17 protein-coding genes are annotated in these 22,899 nt (G+C 71.9%); 10 read left to right on the top strand and 7 right to left on the bottom strand.

Annotated elements, in window-relative coordinates:
• Positions 1-249: 249 nt before the first annotated feature.
• Both QP089_RS47220 and QP089_RS47215 read right to left on the bottom strand, forming a co-directional pair.
• A complete protein-coding gene (locus tag QP089_RS47220; RefSeq protein WP_285921159.1) occupies positions 250-1,092 on the bottom strand; it encodes a PAC2 family protein in 843 nt (280 codons plus the stop codon).
• A gap of 179 nt (positions 1,093-1,271) precedes the next feature.
• Entirely contained in the window at positions 1,272-1,730 is a 459-nt protein-coding gene (locus QP089_RS47215) for a universal stress protein (protein ID WP_285921158.1), read from the bottom strand.
• Positions 1,731-1,906: 176 nt separating this feature from the next.
• On the opposite strand from QP089_RS47215, the gene metH reads away from it, so the two are divergent.
• From metH to QP089_RS47175, 8 genes are all read left to right on the top strand, one after another.
• Positions 1,907-5,383: a methionine synthase gene (gene metH / locus QP089_RS47210; protein WP_285921157.1), complete on the top strand. Its 3,477-nt coding sequence runs from the start codon at positions 1,907-1,909 to the stop codon at positions 5,381-5,383.
• A gap of 73 nt (positions 5,384-5,456) precedes the next feature.
• On the top strand, positions 5,457-6,119 hold the full coding sequence (locus QP089_RS47205; protein WP_285921156.1) for an HAD family hydrolase: 663 nt from the start codon (positions 5,457-5,459) through the stop codon (positions 6,117-6,119).
• A 249-nt stretch (positions 6,120-6,368) separates the two neighbouring features.
• A complete protein-coding gene (locus QP089_RS47200) occupies positions 6,369-6,812 on the top strand; it encodes a hypothetical protein (RefSeq protein WP_285921155.1) in 444 nt (147 codons plus the stop codon).
• A 441-nt stretch (positions 6,813-7,253) separates the two neighbouring features.
• Complete coding sequence (locus QP089_RS47195; RefSeq protein WP_285921154.1) at positions 7,254-8,258, top strand: ABC transporter permease; 1,005 nt, start codon at positions 7,254-7,256, stop codon at positions 8,256-8,258.
• 36 nt (positions 8,259-8,294) lie between these two features.
• The gene (locus QP089_RS47190; protein WP_285921153.1) at positions 8,295-10,049 is read left to right on the top strand and encodes an ABC transporter substrate-binding protein; all 1,755 of its coding nucleotides are present in this window, start codon (positions 8,295-8,297) and stop codon (positions 10,047-10,049) included.
• Positions 10,050-10,142: 93 nt separating this feature from the next.
• A complete protein-coding gene (locus QP089_RS47185; protein ID WP_285921152.1) occupies positions 10,143-11,153 on the top strand; it encodes an ABC transporter permease in 1,011 nt (336 codons plus the stop codon).
• Positions 11,153-12,223 (top strand): ABC transporter ATP-binding protein, encoded by a 1,071-nt coding sequence (locus QP089_RS47180; RefSeq protein ID WP_285921151.1) that lies wholly within the window; start codon positions 11,153-11,155, stop codon positions 12,221-12,223. Before QP089_RS47185 ends, QP089_RS47180 begins: the two co-directional genes overlap by 1 nt.
• Positions 12,224-12,342: 119 nt before the next feature.
• Positions 12,343-13,401, top strand: coding sequence for an ABC transporter ATP-binding protein (locus tag QP089_RS47175; RefSeq protein WP_285921174.1), 1,059 nt, complete (start codon positions 12,343-12,345; stop codon positions 13,399-13,401).
• 158 nt (positions 13,402-13,559) lie between these two features.
• On the opposite strand, the gene QP089_RS47170 is transcribed toward QP089_RS47175, so the two are convergent.
• The 5 genes from QP089_RS47170 to QP089_RS47150 form a co-directional block, all read right to left on the bottom strand.
• Positions 13,560-16,058, bottom strand: coding sequence for an ABC transporter permease (locus tag QP089_RS47170; RefSeq protein ID WP_285921150.1), 2,499 nt, complete (start codon positions 16,056-16,058; stop codon positions 13,560-13,562).
• The gene (locus QP089_RS47165; RefSeq protein ID WP_285921149.1) at positions 16,055-16,885 is read right to left on the bottom strand and encodes an ABC transporter ATP-binding protein; all 831 of its coding nucleotides are present in this window, start codon (positions 16,883-16,885) and stop codon (positions 16,055-16,057) included. The genes QP089_RS47170 and QP089_RS47165 overlap by 4 nt, the downstream gene beginning before the upstream one ends.
• 304 nt (positions 16,886-17,189) lie before the next feature.
• Positions 17,190-17,870 (bottom strand): response regulator, encoded by a 681-nt coding sequence (locus tag QP089_RS47160; RefSeq protein WP_285921148.1) that lies wholly within the window; start codon positions 17,868-17,870, stop codon positions 17,190-17,192.
• A 208-nt stretch (positions 17,871-18,078) separates the two neighbouring features.
• Positions 18,079-19,302: a sensor histidine kinase gene (locus QP089_RS47155; RefSeq protein WP_285921147.1), complete on the bottom strand. Its 1,224-nt coding sequence runs from the start codon at positions 19,300-19,302 to the stop codon at positions 18,079-18,081.
• Between the two features lie 159 nt (positions 19,303-19,461).
• Entirely contained in the window at positions 19,462-20,409 is a 948-nt protein-coding gene (locus QP089_RS47150) for a RecB family exonuclease (RefSeq protein WP_285921146.1), read from the bottom strand.
• Positions 20,410-20,552: 143 nt separating this feature from the next.
• On the opposite strand from QP089_RS47150, the gene QP089_RS47145 reads away from it, so the two are divergent.
• Both QP089_RS47145 and QP089_RS47140 read left to right on the top strand, forming a co-directional pair.
• Positions 20,553-21,743 carry a site-2 protease family protein gene (locus tag QP089_RS47145; RefSeq protein ID WP_285921145.1) on the top strand — a complete coding sequence of 397 codons (1,191 nt, stop codon included), beginning with the start codon at positions 20,553-20,555 and terminating at the stop codon, positions 21,741-21,743.
• Positions 21,744-21,806: 63 nt separating this feature from the next.
• Positions 21,807-22,748, top strand: coding sequence for a tRNA (adenine-N1)-methyltransferase (locus tag QP089_RS47140; protein WP_285921144.1), 942 nt, complete (start codon positions 21,807-21,809; stop codon positions 22,746-22,748).
• The last annotated feature ends 151 nt before the right edge of the window (positions 22,749-22,899 follow it).

The raw sequence follows: 22,899 nt of genomic DNA, 5'->3' as shown, positions 1-22,899 counted from the left end.
GGTCGTTCACCCGGTGTGCGCAGGCCGGGCGCCGCAGCGTGTCGCCGTGTCGCAGATGCTCAGGTTCGACGCATTTGTCGGCGTGCGCGTGACATCACCGGCGGGTCGCCGAGCGCCACGGGCGCGGCCCGGTAGAGTCCGCCGCATGCGCATGGAACTGGTCATGCTGATGCTGCCCGGCGTCCTCGTCGCGCTGATCGTGTTCGCCTCGGTCAAGCGCCCGGACGAACCCGAGGAGTGACGGCCCGGTCAGCCCGGGTCGCGGCGCCGCAGGTAGCGCTCGAACTCGCGGGCGATCGCGTCGCCGCTGGCCTCGGGCAGCTCGGTGGCGTCCTTCTGCTCCTCCAGCGTGCGCACGTACTCGGCGACCTCGGAGTCCTCCTCGGCGAGCTCGTTGACGCCGTTCTCCCAGGCCCGCGCCTCCTCGGGCAGCTCGCCCAGCGGGACGGTGACGTCCAGCAGGTCCTCGACGCGGCGCAGCAGCGCCAGCGTCGCCTTAGGCGAGGGCGGCTGCGCGACGTAGTGCGGGACCGCCGCCCACAGCGACACGGTGTCCAGGTCGGCCTTGGCGCAGGCGTCCTGCAGCACCCCGAGGATCCCGGTGGGGCCCTGGTAGCGGGCCGGCTCCAGGTGCAGGGTGTTGACCAGCCCGGCCTCGGACGCGGCGCCGGTGACCGGCACGGGCCGGGTGTGCGGCGCGTCGGCCAGCAGCGCGCCGAGCAGCACGACGTTGCGCACGTCCAGCTCCAGCATCAGCCCGACGAGCTCGCGGCAGAACGACCGCCACCGCATGTTCGGCTCGATGCCGTGGATCAGCACGACGTCCTTGCCGTTGGGCAGCCGCGCCCAGGAGATCCGCGTGGTGGGCCAGGTGATGTCGCGGGTCTCCCCGTCGACCATCTCCACGATCGGGCGGGTGACCTGGAAGTCGTAGTAGTCGTCGGGGTCGAGCTCGGCGACCGGTACCGCTTCCCAGCTGGACTCCAGGTGCTGGATGACCCCGCTCGCGGCCTCCCCGGCGTCGTTCCATCCCTCAAAGGCGGCCACGAGCACCGGTTCGACGAGCTCCGGCACGCTCTCCAGCTCGATCACGCGCTGCCTCCTTCCGACGCCTGGGTACAGCGTCACCGGCGGGGGTCTCATTCCCGGGGCCGGGGGCCCCGCTCATGATCGGTGGCTGTCAGCCTACGTCCTGACAGTGACCTACCCCACCGTTCCGCCGCCAGACCCCCGCGCTGTACGCCCGGGGCGGAACGGAGGTCACGATCGGATCACTTGCCGTCGGTGGTGTGCACGATCAGCACGTCGACCGGGGACCGGTGCGAGAGGTTCGCCGGGACGGACCCGAGGATGCGGCCGGCGAGGCTGTTGAGGCCGCGGTTGCCGATCACCACCAGCTCGGCGCCGCGCTCCTTGGCGAGGCGGCTGATGACGTCGACGGCGTCGCCCTCGACGGCCTCCTGCTGGATGTCCCGGGCGCCCGCCGCGACGGCCCGCTCCCGCGCCGCGCGCAGCGCGTCGTCGGCGGGGGTGGAGCCCTGCACCTTGTAGGCCAGGTCGCCGAGCCGGTCGGCGGCGCTGGCGCGCTCGCGCTCGGGCATCGGGCTGTAGGCGGAGGCGAGCAGCAGGGTGGCGCCGGTCGCGGCGGCCAGCTGCGCGGCCCGGTCGACCGCGCGGAACGAGGTCTCCGAGCCGTCGGTGCCGACGAGGATGATGCGGTACGCGCTCATGCCGTTCCTTACCCGTTGGTAGTAACTGGGGGCACGTTATCGGTCGGGTGACCCATCCGTCACCGTCTTCTTGCACAGCCCGTCCAGTCCCGCCCCGTACCCGGATCAGCATGTGCCCGGATCAGCATGTGGACGGATCGGAGGGCGCCGGGGACCCGCCGATAAACTGGCACCCCATGAGCACTCCCACATCGCACACCCTGCGCCGGGCCCTGAAGGAGCGCGTCGTCGTGGCCGACGGGGGCATGGGGACGATGCTCCAGGACGCCGGCCCCACCCTGGAGGACTTCCAGGGCCACGAGGGCTGCAACGAGATCCTCAACGTCACCAGGCCCGACGTCGTCCGCTCCGTCCACGAGGCGTACCTGGCGGCCGGCGTCGACTGCGTGGAGACCAACACCTTCGGCGCCAACCTCGGCAACCTCGGCGAGTACGGCATCACCGACCGGATCTTCGAGCTGGCCGAGGCGGGCTCGCGGATCGCCCGCGAGGCCGCCGACTCCTACACGACGCCGGACCGGCCCCGCTGGGTGATCGGGTCGGTCGGCCCCGGCACCAAGCTGCCCACCCTCGGCCACGTCGCGTTCGCCGAGCTGCGCGACGCCTACCAGCGCAACGTCGAAGGGCTGCTCGCCGGCGGCGTGCACGCGGTGCTGGTGGAGACCTGCCAGGACCTGCTGCAGGCCAAGGCCGCGCTGATCGGCGCTCGCCGCGCCATCGCCGCCGCCGGCGCGGACACCGTGCTGATCGGGCAGGTGACGATCGAGCAGAACGGCGCGATGCTGATGGGCTCGGAGATCGGCGCCGCGCTGACCGCCCTGGAGCCGCTCGGCCTCGACCTCATCGGCCTGAACTGCGCCACCGGCCCCGCCGAGATGAGCGAGCACCTGCGCTACCTGGCCCGGCACGCCCGGATCGGGCTGTCGTGCATGCCGAACGCGGGACTGCCGGAGCTGACCGCAGACGGCGCCCGCTACCCGCTCACCCCCGAGCAGCTCGCCGCCGCGCACGACGCCTTCACCCGCGACTACGGGCTGTCGCTGGTCGGCGGCTGCTGCGGCACCACCCCCGAGCACCTGCGGCAGGTCGTCGAGCGGGTCCGCGGCCGGGAGGTCGCCGAGCGGCGGCCCCGCCCCGAGCCGGGCGCGTCCTCGCTGTACCAGCACGTCCCGTTCCGGCAGGACACCTCCTACCTGGCGATCGGGGAGCGCACCAACGCCAACGGGTCCAGGGCGTTCCGCGAGGCGATGCTGGAGCGCCGCTGGGACGACTGCGTCAGGATCGCCCGCGACCAGGCCCGCGACGGCGCCCACATGCTGGACCTGTGCGTCGACTACGTCGGCCGCGACGGCGCCGCCGACATGAAGGAGCTGGCGTTCCGCCTCGCCACCGCCGCGACGCTGCCGATCGTGCTGGACTCCACCGAGGTCCCGGTGATCGAGGCGGGCCTGGAGATGCTCGGCGGCCGCGCCGTCGTCAACTCCGTCAGCTTCGAGGACGGCGACGGCGAGGGCTCCAAGCTGCGGCGGCTGATGCCGGTCGTCCGCGAGCACGGCGCCGCGGTCGTGGTGATGTGCATCGACGAGCAGGGCCAGGCCCGCACCGCCGCCCGCAAGGTCGAGATCGCCTCCCGGATGATCGCCGAGCTGACCGGCGCCTGGGGGATGCGGATCGAGGACGTCGTCGTCGACTGCCTCACCTTCACCATCGGCACCGGGCAGGAGGAGTCGCGCCGCGACGCCCTGGAGACCATCGAGGCGATCCGCGAGCTGAAGCGCCGCCATCCCGGCGTGCAGACCACCCTCGGGCTGTCGAACGTGTCGTTCGGGCTGAACCCGGCCGCGCGGATCGTGCTGAACTCGGTGTTCATGCACGAGTGCGTCGACGCCGGCCTCGACTCGGCGATCGTGCACGCCTCCAAGATCCTGCCGATGGCGCGGATCCCCGAGGAGCAGCGCAAGGTCGCCCTCGACCTGGTCTACGACAGGCGCTCGGACGGCTACGACCCGCTGCACGCGTTCATGGAGCTGTTCGAGGGCGTCGACACCGCCGCGATGAAGGCCGACCGGGCCGCCGAGCTTCAGGCGCTGCCGCTGTGGGAGCGGCTCGAGCGCCGCATCGTCGACGGCGAGCTGGACGGCCTGGGCGCCGACCTCGACGAGGCCCTGACGCAGCGGCCCGCCCTGGAGATCGTCAACGACGTGCTGCTGAACGGGATGAAGACCGTCGGGGAGCTGTTCGGGTCCGGGCAGATGCAGCTGCCGTTCGTGCTGCAGTCCGCCGAGGTGATGAAGACCGCCGTCGCCCACCTCGAGCCGCACATGGAGAAGTCCGAGGACGGCGGCAAGGGCCGGATCGTCCTGGCGACGGTCAAGGGCGACGTCCACGACATCGGCAAGAACCTCGTCGACATCATCCTGTCCAACAACGGCTACGACGTGGTCAACATCGGCATCAAGCAGCCGATGTCGGCGATCCTGGAGGCCGCCCGCGAGCACCGCGCCGACGTCATCGGGATGTCGGGGCTGCTGGTGAAGTCCACCGTGGTCATGAAGGAGAACCTGGAGGAGCTGAACGCGCGGGGCCTGGCGGGGGAGTGGCCGGTGCTGCTGGGCGGCGCCGCGCTCACCCGCGCCTACGTCGAGCAGGACCTCGCCGGCCTGTACGACGGCGAGGTCCGCTACGCCCGCGACGCGTTCGAGGGGCTGCGGCTGATGGACGCGTTCATGGCGGTCAAGCGCGGCGAGGAGGGCGCGGCCCTGCCGCCGCTGCGCGAGCGCAAGGTGCGGCGGGGCGCGACGCTCCAGGTCACCGCACCCGAGGACATGCCCGCCCGCTCCGACGTCGCCGTCGACAACAAGGTCCCCGACCCGCCGTTCTGGGGCGACCGGGTCGTCAAGGGCGTCGCGCTCGCCGACTACGCCGCCTTCCTCGACGAGCGCGCCACCTTCATGGGCCAGTGGGGCCTCAAGCCGGTCCGCGGCGGGGACGGCCCCACCTACGAGGAGCTGGTGGAGACCGAGGGGCGGCCCCGGCTGCGGATGTGGCTGGACCGTGTCCAGACCGAGGGCCTGATCGAGGCCGGAGTCGTGTACGGGTACTTTCCGGCCGTGTCGGAGGGCGACGACCTGGTCGTCCTCAACGACGACGGGTCGCAGCGCGAGCGGTTCACCTTCCCGCGCCAGCGCCGCGACCGGCACCTGTGCCTGGCCGACTTCTTCCGGCCCCGCGACTCGGGGGAGACCGACGTGGTCGCGCTGCAGCTGGTCACCATGGGCCCGAAGATCGCCGAGGCGACCGGGGAGCTGTTCGCCAAGAACGCCTACCGCGACTACCTGGAGCTGCACGGGCTGTCGGTGCAGCTGACCGAGGCGCTGATGGAGTACTGGCACGCGCGGATCCGCGCCGAGCTCGGCTTCGGCGGCGAGGACTCCGGCGACATCGAGGACTTCTTCAAGCTCGGCTACCGCGGCGCCCGCTTCTCCTTCGGCTACGCCGCCTGCCCCGACCTGGAGGACCGCGCCAAGCTCGTGCGGCTGCTGGACCCCGGCCGGATCGGGGTGACGCTGTCGGAGGAGCTGCAGCTGGCGCCCGAGCAGTCCGCGGACGCGCTGGTCGTCCATCATCCGGAGGCCAAGTACTTCAACACGTGACGGCACTTCGGCACGTGACGGCGTGACGGCGCGCGGACGCGCGCGGCGGTGGGACGAGGGAAGGAAGGACGCTGTGGGGGACGGGCGCGGGGGCCTGCAGGCCGTGCTGTTCGACATGGACGGTCTGCTCGTCGATTCCGAGCGGGTGTGGCTCGAGGTGGAGTCGCAGGTGGTCGCCTGGCTCGGCGGGCGGTGGACCGAGGAGCACCAGCGGGCGCTGGTCGGCGGCTCGCTGAGCATCGCCGTCGACTACATGCTGGAGCTGACCGGCGCGGACGCCTCCCCCGAGGAGGTCGGGCGGCGGATGCTGGACGGCATGTACGAGCGGCTGAGCGAGAGCGTCCCGCTGATGCCGGGCGCCAAGGAGCTGCTGGCGGAGCTGAAGGACGCGGGCGTCACCACGGCGCTGGTGTCCTCCAGCCACCGCCGGCTGATCGAGCCGGTGCTGGACGCCGTCGGGCGGGAGTTCTTCGCGCTCAGCGTCGCCGGCGACGAGGTCGCGCGCACCAAGCCCGACCCCGAGCCCTACCTGACCGCCGCGGCCCGCCTCGGCGCCGTCCCGGGCCGCTGCGTGGTGCTGGAGGACTCCCCGAACGGGGTGGCCGCGGCGGAGGCGGCCGGATGCGTCACCGTCGCCGTGCCGTGCGTGCTGCCGATCGCGCCCGCGCCCGGCCGCACCGTGGTCGGCTCGCTGCGCGAGGTGACGCTGGAGCGGCTGTCCGCGCTGGTCGGATGAGGTGCGGCGGCGTCCGGACGGCCCTGCGGGCGGCCCGGTCGACCGGTTCGACGTCCAACCGTTGCGCGATGTTGATCTCCGTTGGCCCCGACCGGCGGTCCCTAGGGGACGGGTCACGCCGGAGGAGGAGGCCGCGCGGCAGGCAAACCGTCCGCCGGGAGGAGCGGCATCCGCCCCCGGACGTGTGACGATGGAAGGAGAGCGGCGGCACAGCAGCACAGCAGCACCGTCACGGAGTGAGGGGCCGGCATGAGCGATACGGCGATCGACCTGATCAGCCTCGGGGTGACCCTGGTCGGACTGGTCATCAGCTGGGGGGTCTACCGGCGGCGCGGCGCGGCGTCGGGGATGCGCGGCGCGGCGCTGTCGCTGGTGCCGCTGGCCGCGGCGATGACCGGGGTGACCGACTTCTTCGTGGACCTGGCGTTCAGCCCGGTGAAGTGGGCCGGGGTCGGGGTGGCGGGGCTGGCGGTCCTGCTCTACCTGACCTCCGGCGCGATGCTGAGCCGCCGCGCGGGCGCCGAATCCGGCGGCGACGGCGGCGGGAAGGCCGCGGCGGGCGGCGCGGGCGCGCCGAAGGCGGCGGGCCGCGCCGGGAAGAAGCCGAGGGGCGAGGTGGGCGGCGCGCAGCCGTCCGGCGACCCCGAGATGGCGGAGATCGAGAAGATCCTGCGCGAGCGCGGCATCTCCTGACGGCCGCGCCCGCGGACGCCGGCCGGGTCCGGCGGCGGGCCGGGACGCCTCCCCGCGGCGGCGTCCCGGCCCGCCGTTTCTGCGTCCCGAAGCCCTGACCTGCGGACGATCAATCTCAGAACGGACTCAGTACGGTAAAGCTTGCCGGTCTAGACCGGGTTTGTGTTGCAGAGCACGGTGCAGGCGAACGTACTATTCGGGCGATTTGTCCAGCAGGTTGAGCGAGCACGTCCGCCCGAGATGACGACGAGATCACAAGTCAGATACGGGTACTGGCGCAGCCCGTCTCACGGATGGACAGTCGTGGCCGAGGGGCTACCTTTCCCTTCAGCAAACGCGGCGTAACGGGCACGGGGTCAGCGGATGATCTCCGCGACCGCCGGTCACCGCGCCGGCGGCGGCATGGCCGAACCTGTGGCCGGACGGTAGGAGGTATGAAGCGTGGGGGCACCGATCGAGGTCTCCGGTTCCGAGGCGGAAGCACAACCGGACGCCGTCCTCGCGGGTGTGGACCGCAAGTCGATCCAAGGGCGCTCGCTCGGCCAGATCGCCTGGACCCGCCTCAAGCGGGACAAGGTCGCGATGGCCAGCGCCGTGTTCATCGTCCTGCTCATCGTCGCCGCCCTGCCCGGGGTCACCGACCTGCTGGTCGGCTGGTTCGGGTCCTCGCCCGACAAGTTCCACCAGACCCTCGTCGACCCGACGCTCGGCACGCCCTACGGCAAGTTCGGCGGGATCGGCGCGCACCACATCTTCGGCATCGAGCCGGTCAACGGCCGCGACCTGTTCGCCCGCGTGCTGTACGGCGCCCGCGTCTCGCTGATCATCGGCGTGCTCGCCACGCTGGTGTCGGTGGTCATCGGCACGCTGCTCGGCGTCGCGGCCGGCTTCTTCGGCGGCTGGGTCGACATGGTGATCGCCCGGCTGATGGACATCTTCCTGGCCTTCCCGCTGATCATGTTCGCGATCGCGCTGTCGGGCGTGCTGCCCAACAGCATGCTCGGGCTGTCGGGCAACAACCTGCGGATCGCGATCCTGGTGTTCGTCATCGGCTTCTTCGCCTGGCCGTACATCGGCCGCATCATCCGCGGGCAGACGCTGTCGCTGCGGGAGCGGGAGTTCGTCGACGCGGCCCGCAGCATGGGCGCGCGCAACTCCTACATCCTGTTCAAGGAGCTGCTGCCGAACCTCGTCGCGCCGATCACCGTGTACGCGACGCTGCTGATCCCGACGAACATCCTGTTCGAGGCGGCGCTGTCGTTCCTGGGCGTCGGCATCAACCCGCCCGCGCCGTCCTGGGGCGGGATGCTGAACCAGGCCACCGAGCTGTACTCCGTCGCCCCGCACTTCGTCATCGTCCCAGGTCTGGCGATCTTCGTCACCGTGCTCGCCTTCAACCTGTTCGGTGACGGTCTGCGCGACGCTCTCGACCCTCGGTCCCGTTGACCCCGGCACTTGGCCGGCAGTAGTGAAAGGGAAGTAATGAGATCTTCCAAGGTCATCTCCGTGGCGGCGGCGGGAGCCGTCGTCCTGAGCCTCGGGCTCAGCGCCTGTGGCGGGGGCGACGACTCCGGCGGCGACGGGGGCAAGGCGAAGTTCGACGCCGGGTCCTCGGGCATCGTCAACGCGTCCGACAAAAAGGGCGGCACGCTGGTGATGGCGCAGCCGGACGACTTCGAGTCGCTCGACCCCGCCAACATCTACTACGCCTACGGCATGGACTTCATCCGGCTGTACTCCCGGACGCTGGTGACCTACGCCTCCAAGCCGGGCCAGGAGGGCACCAAGCCGTCGCCGGACCTCGCGCAGGGCCTCGGCCAGGCGACCGACGGCGGCAAGACCTGGACCTACAAGCTCAAGCCGGGCCTGAAGTACGAGGACGGCAGCGTCATCAAGGCCCAGGACATCAAGTACGCGGTCGCGCGCACCTTCGACCGCGGCGTCCTGCGCAACGGCCCGTCGTACTTCACCCAGATGCTCGACGCGGGCGACTACAAGGGCCCGTTCAAGGACAAGAACCTCGACCACTTCAAGGGCGTCACGACGCCCGACGACTCGACCGTCGTCTTCCACCTGAAGGCGCCGTTCTCCGAGTGGGACCAGCTGGTGATGTTCAGCGGCCAGACCGTCCCGGTCCCGCAGGCCAAGGACACCGGCACCCAGTACGGCATGCACCCGTTCTCCTCGGGCCCGTACAAGTGGCAGGCCGACTACAAGATGAAGCAGGGCGGCACCCTGGTCCGCAACACCTACTGGGACCCGAAGACCGACCCGAACCGCAAGGGCCTGCCGGACAAGGTCGTCGTCCAGTCCGGCCTGTCGGCGGACGAGATCGACAACCGTGAGATCGACGGCACCGTGCAGATCGACCTGCCCGGCACCGGCGTGCAGGCCGCGGCCCGGCAGAAGATCCTGAGCGACCCCAAGCTCAAGGCCAACTCCGACGACCCGCTGGCCGGCTTCCACTGGTACATGCCGATCGACACCGAGGTCATCCCGAACCTCGAGTGCCGCAAGGCGATCGTCTACGCGACCAACCGCGACGCGCTCTGGCGCGCCTACGGCGGCGCGGTCGGCGGCGAGATGGCCACCTCGATCATGCCGTCGAACATCGAGGGCCGCCAGAAGGGCACCGACGCCTACACCAAGGCGCAGGTCGGCTACACCGGCGACGTGAACGCCGCCAAGCAGTCGCTGGCCAAGTGCGGCAAGCCGAACGGCTTCTCCGTGACGATGCTGTTCCGCAGCGACCGCCCGAAGGAGCAGGCGGCCGCGGAGGCGATGGAGCAGGCGCTCGGCCGCGTCGGCATCAAGCTGACCCTCAAGGGCTACCCGCACGGCACCTACACCAACGAGCAGATCGGCTCGCCGGCGTTCAACAAGAAGAACAACGTGGGTCTCGGCACCTACGGCTGGGCGCCCGACTGGCCGACCGGCTACGGCTACCTGCAGGCCGCCACTGACGGCAAGGCGATCGTCGACACGGGCAACGTCAACATCTCCATGTTGAAGGACCCGCAGATCGACAAGATGTGGAACGACGTCGTCAAGATCCAGGACCCGAGCCAGCGCGCGCAGATCTACAACCAGATCGACCAGCGCGTCCGCGACCAGGCCGCGATCATCCCGACCGTCTACGCCAAGTCCCTGCTGTACAGGTCGCCGAAGCTCACCAACGTCTACGTCCACCCGGGCTACGGCATGTACGACTACGCCAACCTCGGTGTGACCGGCTGAGCAGGCACCTTCCGCACTACCCGATAGAAGGCAGGTGAAGGCAGAGGGTGGCCGCCGGGGCCGATCCCCCGGCGGCCGCCCGTGCCAGACGCTGTGATCGCATTCCTTGTTCGCCGCCTGCTCGGCGCCGTAGCGCTGCTGATCGTGATCACCCTCGTGACGTACGGGATCTTCTTCCTGCTGCCCAAGCTCGCCGGTGTGTCCACCGACGACCTCGCGGCGCGGTTCGCGGGAAAGGCGCCCGACCCGTCCACGCTGCACGCGATCAAGGAGCGGTTCGGCCTCGACAAGCCGTTCTTCGTGCAGTACGGCGAGTTCATGAAGACGCTCGTCACCGGCGGTGACTACGACACCGGCACGTCCACGGTGCACTGCTCCGCCCCGTGCCTGGGCTACTCCTTCCGGACCAACCAGGCCGTGACGCCGCAGCTGATGCAGCGGGCGCCGGTGACCCTGTCCATCGCGGTCGGCGCCGCCGTGCTGTGGCTGCTGGCGGGCGTCGCGACCGGCGTCGTGTCGGCGCTGAAGAAGGGCAGCATCTTCGACCGCGCCGCGATGATCATCGCGCTGGCCGGCGTCTCCCTGCCGATCTTCTTCACCGGCCTGCTGGGCCTGGCCTACGTCGTGCACGCCTGGGGCATCCTGCCCGAGGTGAACTGGACACCGCTGAGCAGGGACCCGGCGGGCTGGTTCACCTCCCTGATCCTGCCGTGGATCAGCCTCGCGCTGCTGTACGCCGCGATGTACGCGCGGCTCACGCGGGCGGGCATGCTGGAGACCATGAACGAGGACTTCGTCCGCACGGCGAGGGCCAAGGGGCTCAAGGAGTCCACGGTCGTCACCCGGCACGCGCTGCGCGCCACGCTGACGCCGATCCTGACCGTGTTCGGCCTGGACTTCGGCCTGCTGCTGGGCGGCGCGATCATCACCGAGGCGACCTTCGGCCTGCCCGGGCTCGGACGGCTGGCCCTGGACGGGGTGAACCAGAGCGACCTGCCCGTGGTCGTCGGCGTGACGATCACCACGGCGCTGTTCGTCGTGCTGATGAACCTGATCGTGGACCTGCTGTACGCCGTCGTCGACCCGAGAGTGAGGCTGGCCTGATGACCGACACCACCCCGGCCGGCACCGCGCCGGCCGCCGGGGGGCAAGCTCCCACGGCGTTCCTCGAGGTCCGCGACCTCAAGATCCACTTCCCGACCGACGACGGGCTGGTCAAGTCCGTGGACGGCCTGTCGTTCCAGCTGGAGCGGGGCCGCACCCTCGGCATCGTCGGCGAGTCCGGCTCCGGCAAGAGCGTCACCAGCCTCGGCATCCTCGGCCTGCACAACCGCGACAACGCCAACGTGTCCGGGGAGATCTGGCTGGACGGCAAGGAGCTCGTCGGCGCCCCCCGCGGCGAGGTCCGCCGGCTGCGCGGCCGCAAGATGGCGATGATCTTCCAGGACCCGCTGTCGTCGATGCACCCCTTCTACACCGTCGGCAGCCAGATCATCGAGGCCTACCGGGTGCACAACGACGTGTCCAAGCAGGTGGCGCGCAAGCACGCCGTCGACATGCTCGGCCGGGTCGGCATCCCCAAGCCCGACAAGCGGGTCGACGACTACCCGCACCAGTTCTCCGGCGGCATGCGGCAGCGCGCGATGATCGCGATGGCGCTGTCCTGCGACCCCGAGCTGCTGATCGCCGACGAGCCGACCACGGCGCTGGACGTCACCGTCCAGGCGCAGATCCTGGACCTGATCCGGGACCTGCAGGAGGAGTTCAACTCCGCCGTCATCATGATCACCCACGATCTCGGGGTGGTCGCGGAGCTGTCGGACGACATCCTGGTGATGTACGCGGGCCGCTGCGCCGAGTACGCCCCGGTCGACGAGGCGTTCCACAAGCCGCTGCACCCCTACACCTGGGGGCTGCTCGGCTCGATGCCGCGGCTGGACCGCGCGCGCACCGAGCGGCTGATGCCGATCAAGGGGACCCCGCCGAGCCTGATCAACGTGCCGGAGGGCTGCGCGTTCAACCCGCGGTGCGCCTACCGGGACCTGAACGGCGACAAGTCGACGACGGTGCGGCCCGACCTGGTCGAGGCGGTCCCGGGCCACAAGGTGGCCTGCCATCTCCCGCTGGAGAAGAAGCGGGAGATCTGGGAATCCGAGATCCGGCCGAAGCTGTGACGAGCACGGGGAACAGGACTGTGAGCACTTCTGAGACCGCCGCGCAGGGGACCGCCGTCCCCGGCGCCGCGCAGACCTCCGCCGACGCGGCAGCGGCCCGTCCCGTCCGGGACGGGGAGATGCTGCTGGAGGTGGACGGCCTCGGCAAGCACTTCCCCGTCACCGCGGGGCTGCTGCGCCGGCAGGTCGGGGCGGTGAAGGCCGTCGACGGCGTGTCGTTCTCCGTCCGCAAGGGCGAGACCCTCGGCCTGGTGGGGGAGTCGGGCTGCGGCAAGTCCACCACCGGCCGGATGATCATGCGGCTGCTGGAGCCCAGCTTCGGCACCATCCGGTTCGAGGGCCAGGACATCACCCGGATGTCGCAGGCCCGGATGCGGCCGCTCCGCCGCGACCTGCAGATGATCTTCCAGGACCCGTACTCGTCGCTGAACCCCCGCAAGACGGTCGGCGCGATCGTCGGGGCCCCGTTCCGGCTGCAGAACATCCAGACCGAGAACGGCGTGAAGAAGGCCGTCCAGGAGATCCTGGAGCTCGTCGGCCTCAACCCCGAGCACTACAACCGGTACCCGCACGAGTTCTCCGGCGGCCAGCGCCAGCGCATCGGCATCGCCCGCACGCTGGCGCTCAAGCCGAAGCTGATCGTCGCGGACGAGCCGGTGTCGGCGCTGGACGTGTCGGTGCAGGCGCAGGTCGTCAACCTGCTGGAGGACCTGCAGGACGAGCTCGACCTCACCTACGTGGTGATCGCGCACGACCTGTCGGTCGTCCGGCACATCTCCGACCGGGTCGCCGTCATGTACCTCGGCAAGATCGTCGAGATCGCGGACCGCAACGACCTGTACGAGCGGCCGATGCACCCCTACACCAACGCGCTGCTGTCGGCGGTGCCGATCCCCGACCCGAGCGAGCGCGGCGGGCGGCAGCGGATCCGGCTGCAGGGCGACGTGCCGAGCCCGCTCGACCCGCCGCCCGCGTGCCGGTTCCACACCCGCTGCTGGAAGGCGCAGGACATCTGCAAGCAGGTCGAGCCGCCGCTGATCGAGCTCAGCCACGGCCACCATGCCGCCTGCCACTTCCCGGAGAACACCACGGTGTCGGCGACCGACGAGGTCGCCAAGGCCGCGGTGGCGCCCGGCGCCGCACCGGCCGCCGACACCGACGGCGAACCGACCGACTAGCGACCGGCCGGCCCGGCCCCGGCCGGGCCGGTTGGTGAGGACCCGCCCATGGGCGTGCCTCCCGCACGCCGAAGCCCCGGCCCCCCTCGAAGGGGGACCGGGGCTTCGCCTTTGCGCACCGGCCCGGCGGGCTCGCGCACCGGGCCGGCCGCCCGGCCCTACTCGGTGGAGATGGCCTTCAGCACGTCCATCCGCCCGGCGCGCCACGCCGGCCACAGCGCCGCCAGCACACCGATCACCGCCGCGACCACCAGGTACACGCCCAGCGTCCCGTACGGCACCGCCAGCACCCCGAGGCCCTGGTCCTTCAGCGCGTTCTGCAGCGCCGCGCCGAACGCCACCCCGATGCCCATCCCGAGCACCGCGCCGAACACCGCGATCACGATCGACTCGACCCGGATCATCCGGCGCAGCTGCCGGCGGGAGATCCCGATCGCGCGCAGCAGCCCGATCTCCCGGGTCCGCTCGATCACCGACAGCGCCAGGGTGTTGACCACCCCGACCGCCGCGATGATCACCGACATCGCCAGCAGGATGGACAGGAACGTCACGAACCCGTCGACCTGCTTGCGGGCGTCCTTCTTCAGCGACGTCTGGTCCGACACCTTCAGGTTCGGGTACGCCTTCAGCGCCGACTCGATCGACGTCTTGGTCGACGCGTCGGTCCTGGAGGCGTTCACCAGCACCGCGTCCACCGACGGCCGCACCGTGTGCCGCAGGTACACCTGCTCGGAGACGATCCGGCCGCCGATCAGGTCGCTCTTGGCGAAGATCCCGGTGACCTTCAGCCGCTCGGTCTTCCCGTCGGGGAACAGCGCCGGCACCGTCGACCCGACGTGCCAGCCCTTGTCCTTGGCGGTCGACTCGTTCACCATCAGCCCGTCCGGGCCGATCGACGTGCCGCCCGACACCATCTTCAGCCGCGCCGCCTTCGCGATCACGCCGACGTCGCCCGACATGTACGTGCCGCGCTTGCCGTCGATCTTCGCGGTGCCCTCGTAGGTCGGCGACGCCGACTCCACCCCGGGCGCCGCCTTGATCTTCTGCGCCGCGTCGGGGGCGATGTCGCCGCCGGTCGCCTGCACCAGGTAGTCCGCGCCGAACTGCGCGTCCACCTGCTTGTCGATCGACGCGCGCATCGTCGCGCCCAGCACGTTCACCGTCGTGATCAGCGCCAGCCCGATCATCAGCGCCGCGGCGGTCGCGGCGGTGCGGCGCGGGTTGCGCAGCGCGTTCTGCCGCGCCAGCCGGCCCGGCGCGCCCAGCAGCCGCGCGAACGGCCACCCCAGCACCTTCACCACCGGGACGCTGATCACCGGCGCGAGCATCGCGATCCCGATGAACACCGCGAACGCGCCCGCGCCCACCGGCACCGCCGGGTTCCCGCCGTTGCCGGCCAGACCCGCGCCGATGAGGCCCGCGCCGACCAGCGTCAGCAGCGACCCCAGCGCCACCCGGATCCGCAGCGTCCGCTGCGGCAGCGCCACGTCGTCGCGCATCGCCGCCACCGGCGGGATCTTCGCCGCGCGCCGCGCCGGGAAGTACGCCGACACCACCGTCACCACGATCCCGACGACGTAGGACCAGATCACCGGCGTCGCGGTGAACGTCAGCCCGCCCGACGCGGCGTCGCCCATCTGCGTCTGCAGCAGCGCCGCCAGGCCCGCGCCGGCCGCCAGCCCCAGCGTCGACCCGACGACCCCGACCGCGACCGCCTCACCGATCACCGCCCGCGTCACCTGCGGGCGGGCCGCGCCGATCGCGCGCAGCAGCGCCAGCTCCCGGGTCCGCTGCGCCACCAGCATCGAGAACGTGTTGAAGATGATGAACGCCCCGACGAAGATCGAGATCAGCGCGAACGCCAGCAGGAACGTGCGGAAGAACCCCATGATCTGCGCGACGTCGCTCTTGTTCTCGTCGCGCATCTTCGTGCCGGTGACGGCCTCCACGCCGCCCGGCAGCACCTTCGCGACCCGGTCGCGCAGCTGCGCCTCCGACGGGCCGGTGGAGCCCATCTCGATGTCGCTGAAGTAGCCGGGCTTCAGCATCAGCCTCTGCGCCGTCGGGGTGTCGAACGCGGTGACGCTCGCGCCCATCAGGTTCCCGGTGTCGATCAGCCCGACGATCCGCATCCGCTGCGGCGGCCCCGACGACACGATCCCGACGGTCTCGCCGACCGCGAGCCTCCCCTTCTTCGCGGTCTCCGCATCGATGATCACCTCGCCGGGGCCGTGCGGCGCCCGGCCCTCCTTCAGGTCGAACGACCCGCCGGTGTTCCAGTTCGAGCCGAGCTGCGGCGGGCCCTGCGACCCCGAGCCGATGACCTTCCCGTCCCGGCCCACGACGGCCGCGTACCCGTTGACGTTGCCCTGCGGGTCCTTCACCCCGTCGACGGCGCGCAGCGCCTTCAGGATCGACGCGGGCACCGGCTGCGCCGCCCGCCCGTCATCGTCGCCGCCGACGACCTTCTTGGCCCGCACGTCCACGGCGACGTTCTTGCCGACCCGGCTGAACAGGTCGTCGAACTGCTTGTTCATCGTGTCGGTGAAGATCAGCGTGCCGGCCACGAACGCCACGCCGAGGATCACCGCCACGGCCGTCAGCACCAGCCTGATCTTGTGCGCCGCCAGGTTGCGGAGCGTGACCTTGCCCATCATCGCGCCGCGACCCCCGGTCCCTGCCCGCCCGGAGCGCCGGCCGGACGGCCCGCCGTCTCGAAGCCCTTCATCCGCTCCAGCACCCGCTCGGCCGTCGGCCCGGTCATCGTGTCGACGATCTGCCCGTCGGTCAGGAACAGCACCTGGTCGGCGTACGCCGCCGCCGACGGGTCGTGCGTCACCATCACGATCGTCTGGCCCATCCGCCGCACCGAGTCCCGCAGGAACCCCAGCACCTCGGCGCCCGACCTCGAGTCCAGGTTCCCGGTCGGCTCGTCCGCGAAGATGATCTCCGGGCGGGACGCCAGCGCCCGCGCGCACGCCACCCGCTGCTGCTGCCCGCCCGACAGCTCGGTCGGACGGTGCTTCAGCCGCGGCCGCAGCCCCACGGTGTCGATCACCTCGTCCACCCACGCCCGGTCGGCCTTGCGGCCCGCGATGTCCATCGGCAGCGTGATGTTCTCCAGCGCCGTCAGCGTCGGGACCAGGTTGAACGCCTGGAAGACGAACCCGATCTTGTCGCGGCGCAGCCGGGTGAGCTGCTTGTCCTTCAGCCCGGTCAGCTCGGTGTCGCCGATGAACACCTGCCCGGAGTCCACCGAGTCGAGCCCCGCCATGCAGTGCATCAGCGTGGACTTCCCGGAACCCGACGGGCCCATGATCGCGGTGAACCGGCCGCGGGGGATCCCCACGGTCACCGAGTCCAGCGCGACCACCTGGGCGTCGCCGCGCCCGTACACCTTGGCGATCTGATGGGCCCGTGCGGCGAAGTCGCCCGCCCCGGGCGCGGAGTGCGCGTCAGCGGTCGATGGGGCGGTGTTCGTCACGTGAACTCCCCTGTGTCAGTGGATGAGGGTGGAATCGGACTGCCGCGGACCGCGCTTTCGTCCCCCGGCGATCCGTCCCTCAGAACAGTAGGAGTCCGGCGGCCCCGTGAGATGCACCCCAGGAATGGACTTACCACTCCATCCCTGGCAGGAGAGGTGGCACCAGGGTCGTCCTACCGGAGTAGGGGGCCCACGGGCGAAAGAAGGGTCCGCTCGGGGGCCGCCCCTGAGAGCCGGCCCGTGGACCACCGCCCCACCAGCACCGACACCCGCCCCGCGCCTCCGGGACGGCCCGGGGGAGGGGTCAGCCCTGCCCGGGGCGGCTCAGCCCGGTCTCGTAGGCGTACACCACCGCCTGCACCCGGTCCCGCAGCCCCAGCTTCGCCAGCACGTTCCCCACGTGCGTCTTCACCGTCGTCTCCGACACCACCAGCTCCGCCGCGATCTCCGCGTTCGACTGGCCCCGCGCCACGTGCGTCAGCACCTCGCGCTCCCGCTCGGTCAGCGTGTCCAGCCCCGGCGGCGGCGAGGCGTCCCGCACCGCCGGCAGCCGCGTCGCGAACCGGTCCAGCAGCCGCCGCGTCACGCTCGGCGCCACGATCGCATCGCCCGCCGCCACGATCCGGATCGCCTGCACCAGATCCTCCGGCGGCGAATCCTTCAGCAGGAACCCGCTCGCCCCCGCCCGCACCGCCTCGATCACGTACTCGTCCAGATCGAACGTCGTCAGGATCAGCACCCTCGGGTCGTGCGACGCCGCGCCCTCCCGGATGATCCGCCGGGTCGCCTCGATCCCGTCCACGCCCGGCATCCGGATGTCCATCAGCACCACGTCCGGCAGCAGCGACCGCGTCAGCTCCACCGCCGTCGCGCCGTCCCCGGCCTCGCCCACCACCGCGATGTCGGCCTCGGCCTCCAGGATCAGCCGGAACCCCGTGCGCAGCAACGGCTGATCGTCGACGAGCAGCACCCGCACCGCGCTCACCGCGCCACCCCGCTCACGTCCATCGTCCCCGCTCCTCGCCCCGCTCCGCGGCCCGCTCGCCGGCCTGCTCCACGGCCCGCTCCGCACCCGGCACCGGCCACCGTCACCCTATGCCCTCCCCGCCCCCGCGGCGGTCCGCCCGGCCCGGCCCGACGCCCCCGACCGACCCCGCCGGCCCGACCGGCCCGGCATCCCCGCCCGGCCACGCTCACGCCTCCAGCGGGAACCGCGCCCGCACCCCGAACCCGCCGCCGACCCGCGGCCCGATCCGCAGCTCGCCCCCGTACAGCGCCACCCGCTCGTACATCCCCACCAGCCCGTGCCCCGGATTGTCCGTCCCGTCCGCCACGATCGTCGCCGTGCCCCGCCCGTCGTCCTCGATCTCCACCGTCAGGTCCGCCTCGGTGTAGTACAGCCGCACCCACGCCCGCGCCTGCGCCCCCGCGTGCTTCAGCGTGTTCGTCAGCGCCTCCTGGATCAGCCGGAACGCCGCCACGTCCACCCCCGGCGACGGCGTCCGCGCCTCGCCCTCGATCCACAGCTGCACCGACAGGCCCGTCTCCCGCACATGGTCCAGCAGCTCCCCGAGATCCCCCAGACCCGGCTGCGGCGCCAGCTCCCGCCCCGCCTGGTCGGCGTCCCGCTCGGTCCGCAGCACCCCCACGATCCGCCGCATCTCGCTCAGCGCCGTCCGCCCGACCTCCTCGATCGTCGACATCGCCTCCCGCGCGCTGCCCGGATCCCGGTCGATGATCCGCCGCGCCGCCCCCGCCTGCACCGTCATCACGCTCACATGGTGCGCCACCACGTCGTGCAGCTCCCGCGCGATCCGCGACCGCTCCTCGATCCGCGCCGCCCGCGCGTCGGTGCCCCGCGCCCGCTCCAGCCGCGCCGCCCGGTCCTCCAGCTCCGCGAAGTACGCCCGCCGCAGCCGCAGGTTGCGGCCCAGCACCCACACCCCGGCCACCAGCGCGCAGTCGCTCACCAGCACCACCGGCGACGTCTCCACCGGCATCATCACCAGCGACACCAGGAACGACGCGAACCCCGCCACACCGCCGAGCGCGCTCTGCGCCAGCCCCCGGTGCGCCGCCAGGCTGTAGATCGCGATCAGGAACGCCATCACGTCCGGCACCGACGGCGGATACCCCCACACCGTCAGCGTCAGCTCGCCCGCCACGATCAGCAGCAGCACCGGCAGCGGATGGCGCCGCCGCCACGTCAGCGCCATCGTCACCACGACGACGATCAGCCCGTCCGCCGCGTCCGGCGTCCGGAAGTCCGCGTAGTCACCGCCGTCCGGGAAGTCCTGCAGGTACAGCTGCGGCAGGCCCACCAGCAGCAGCCCCAGCGCGAGCAACGCGTCCGCCGCCTGCGGACGCGCCTGCAGCCAGGCACGAAAAGTACGAAGACCACGGATGCGGGGTGACACGACTCTCACCCTAGGAGGTCGCGGCAGGTCGTGACCCCTCCTGCACGCGGATCCGCGGTCCTCCCCAAGGATGACCCGGCCCGCCGCCCCTACGCCCCGCGACCGCCCATCCCCTCCGCCCGGCCCCTCCGTCAGGCCCCCGCGAACCCGCGGACGCGGCTACAGGTCGTCGCGCTCGCGCGCCGCGCCCGCCATCGCCGGCCCCTCCAGATCCGCCGGGGACGGCCGCCGCACCGGCACCGCCGGCAGCGGCGGGGGAGTGCCCCCGAACTCCGGGCACCGCTCCTTGTGATCGCACCAGTCGCACAGCCGGCTCGTCCGCGGCCGCCACTCACCCGAGTCCATCGCCCGCCGGATCGCCTGCCACAGAGCCTCCACCTTCCGCTCCGTCGCCCGCAGATCCCGCTCCTCCGGCTCGTACCGCAGCACCTCCCCGTTCCCCAGGTACATCAGCTGCAGCAACCGCGGCACCCGCCCGTGCAACCGCCACAGCACCAGCGCGTAGAACTTCATCTGGAACAGCGCCCGCGCCTCGAAATCCGCCCGCGGCGCCGTCCCCGTCTTGTAATCCACGATCCGCACGTCACCGCTCGGCGCCACATCGACCCGGTCGATGTACCCCCGCAGCTTCAACCCCGAATCCAGCACCGTCTCCACGAACAGCTCACGCTCGGCCGGCTCCAACCGCCGCGGATCCTCCAACGTGAAGTACCGCTCCACCATCCGCCGCGCCTGCGCCAGCCACTCCGCCCGCTCGGCCTCCGCGCCCTCACCGTCGCCGAACAGCTCCGCCAGCTCCGGCTCCGCCGCCAGCAGCCGCTCCCACTGCGGCCCCAGCAGCTCCAGCGCCGCCCCCACCGTCCGGCCGCCCGCCGGCAGGTCGTACAGCCGCTCCAGCACCGCGTGCACCAGCGTCCCGCGCGCCGCAGCCGGGCTCGGCCGCTCCGGAAGCCGATCGATCACCCGGAACCGGTACAGCAGCGGACACGTCATGAAATCACCCGCCCGCGACGGCGACAGCGACCCCACCACCGCAGGACCCTCCACCCCGTCCCCCTCCCGCGGAGACGGAACGGACACCTCACCACCGGCCTCGGTCGTCGTCATGGCACAGCAGCGTAGGCGAGACCCCCGACGAAATCCCGCAGCCCCGCCACACCCGTCCTTGACCACCCCGCCATTGATCACCCGCCATTGATCACCCCGCACCGCACGCCGACCCGCCCCCACCGGGCCGTAGCATCGAGAACGTGACCAACAGCGCGCCCCCGACCCAGGGCAAGACGCCCGCCGGCGACCCCGGCCCCCGCAAGGGCGGCCCCGACGCCCGGCCCGGCCTCTACATGGGCCGCCCCTTCGGCGTCCCCGTCTACGTCTCGCCCAGCTGGTTCCTGGTCGCCATCCTCGTCACCGTCATGTTCGAAGGCCAGGTCAACGGCGTCATCGACCGCCCCGCCAGCTACCTCGTCGCCTTCGCCTACGCCGTCCTGCTCTACGGCTCGGTCTTCGTCCACGAACTCAGCCACGCCGTCACCGCCCGCGTCCTCGGCCTGCCCGTCCGCTCCGTCACCCTCCACATCCTCGGCGGCGAGACCTCCATCGAACGCGAGGCCGCCACCCCCGGCCGCGAATTCCTCATCGCCTTCGCCGGCCCCCTCACCAACCTCGTCCTCGCCGGACTCGGCCTGCTCGCCCACGCCGTCCTCCCGCTCCCCGACGTCGCCCTCCTGCTCATCGACGCCCTCACCTTCGCCAACCTCCTCGTCGGCGTCTTCAACCTCCTGCCCGGCCTGCCCCTCGACGGCGGACGCCTCGTCCGCGCCGCCGTCTGGAAGGCCACCGGCCACAGCCGCAGCGGCGCCATCTTCGCCGGCTGGGTCGGCCGCGCCGTCGCCGTCGCCTGCCTCGTCTCCGGCGCCTACCTCGCCACCTACCGCACCGACGAGGGCGGCAACGGCGGCTTCGGCTGGCTCGCCCTCCTGTGGTCCGCCCTCGTCGCCTCCTTCATCTGGGTCGGCGCCACCCAGGCCATCCGCGCCGAACGCTTCCGCGACCGCGTCCCCCTGCTGTCGGCCCGCCGCCTCGCCCGCCGCGCCACCCTCGTCACCGCCGACACCCCCCTCGCCGAGGCCATTCGCCGCGCCCACGCCGACCAGGCCGGCGCCCTCGTCATCGCCGACCACGACGGCAACCCCCAGGGCATCGTCAGCGAGAAGGCCGTCACCGCCACCCCCGAGCACCGCCGCCCCTGGATCACTGTCGGCGAACTGTCCCGCGGCCTCGAACCCGACCTCACCCTCCCCGCCGACCTCACCGGCGAAGACCTCATCACCGCCCTGCGCACCAACCCCGCCTCCGAATACCTCCTCACCGAACCCGACGGCCGCGTCTACGGCGTCCTCGCCGTCGCCGACGTCGACCGCGCCTTCGCCGGCGTCTGACCCGCCCGCCGCCCCAGCCCGGACGGCCTGAGCTGCGGCCGCCCGCCGCTAGCCTTGACCACCATGAGCGAACCCCGGCCCACCGAGCCCGCACCCGCCACCGGCCGCATCCCGCACGGCCCGTTCCGGCCCGGAGACCAGGTTCAGCTCACCGACCCCAAGGGCCGCATCAACACCATCACCCTCCAGCCCGGCAAGCTCTACCACTCCCACAAGGGCTCCGTCCCCCACGACGACATCATCGGCAGCCCCGAAGGCACCGTCTACCGCTCCAGCGGCGGCGTCGAGTACCTCGCCTTCCGGCCCCTGCTCGCCGACTTCGCCGTCCGCATGCCCCGCGGCGCCGCCGTCGTCTACCCCAAGGACGCCGCCCAGATCGTCGCCATGGCCGACATCTTCCCCGGCGCCCGCGTCATCGAGGCCGGCGCCGGCTCCGGCGCCCTCAGCTGCTTCCTCCTGCGCGCCGTCGGCGAACACGGCCTCGTCTCCTCCTACGAACGCCGCCCCGACTTCGCCGACATCGCCCGCGCCAACGTCGAGAAGTTCTTCGGCGGCCCCCACCCCTCCTGGCGCCTCACTGTCGGCTCCCTCGAGGACGCCCTCACCGAGACCGAGGCCGACCGCGTCGTCCTCGACATGCTCGCCCCCTGGGAGACCCTCGACGCCGTCGCCAAGGCCCTCATCCCCGGCGGCATGGTCTGCGCCTACATCGCCACCACCACCCAGATGTCCCGCGTCGTCGAGGACCTGCGCGCCCACGGCGCCTTCGCCGAGCCCTACGCCTTCGAGACCCTCCTGCGCTCCTGGCACGTCGACGGCCTCGCCGTCCGCCCCGACCACCGCATGGTCGGCCACACCGGCTTCCTCGTCACCGCCCGCCGCCTCGCCGACGGCGTCACCCCGCCCGCGCGCCGCCGCCGCCCCGCCAAGGGCGCACACCCCGCCCCCGACACCGCCGCCCCCGCCGGTGGCGACACCGCACCCGACCCCGCCACCGAGGCCTAGACCCCCGCCCGCGGGCAAGACCCGGCAACCCGCCACGCCGAGACACGCCCGTGTCCCACCCCACACACCCCGAAATCGACAAACCCTCGCCCCCGACACGCCCCCACACCCAAAACCGCAGGTCCGCGCAGCACAACACCACCACCAACAC

The organism is Actinomadura opuntiae (assembly GCF_030283205.1).
Lineage (GTDB): Bacteria > Actinomycetota > Actinomycetes > Streptosporangiales > Streptosporangiaceae > Spirillospora.
This window is presented reverse-complemented; position numbering and strand designations above follow the sequence as displayed.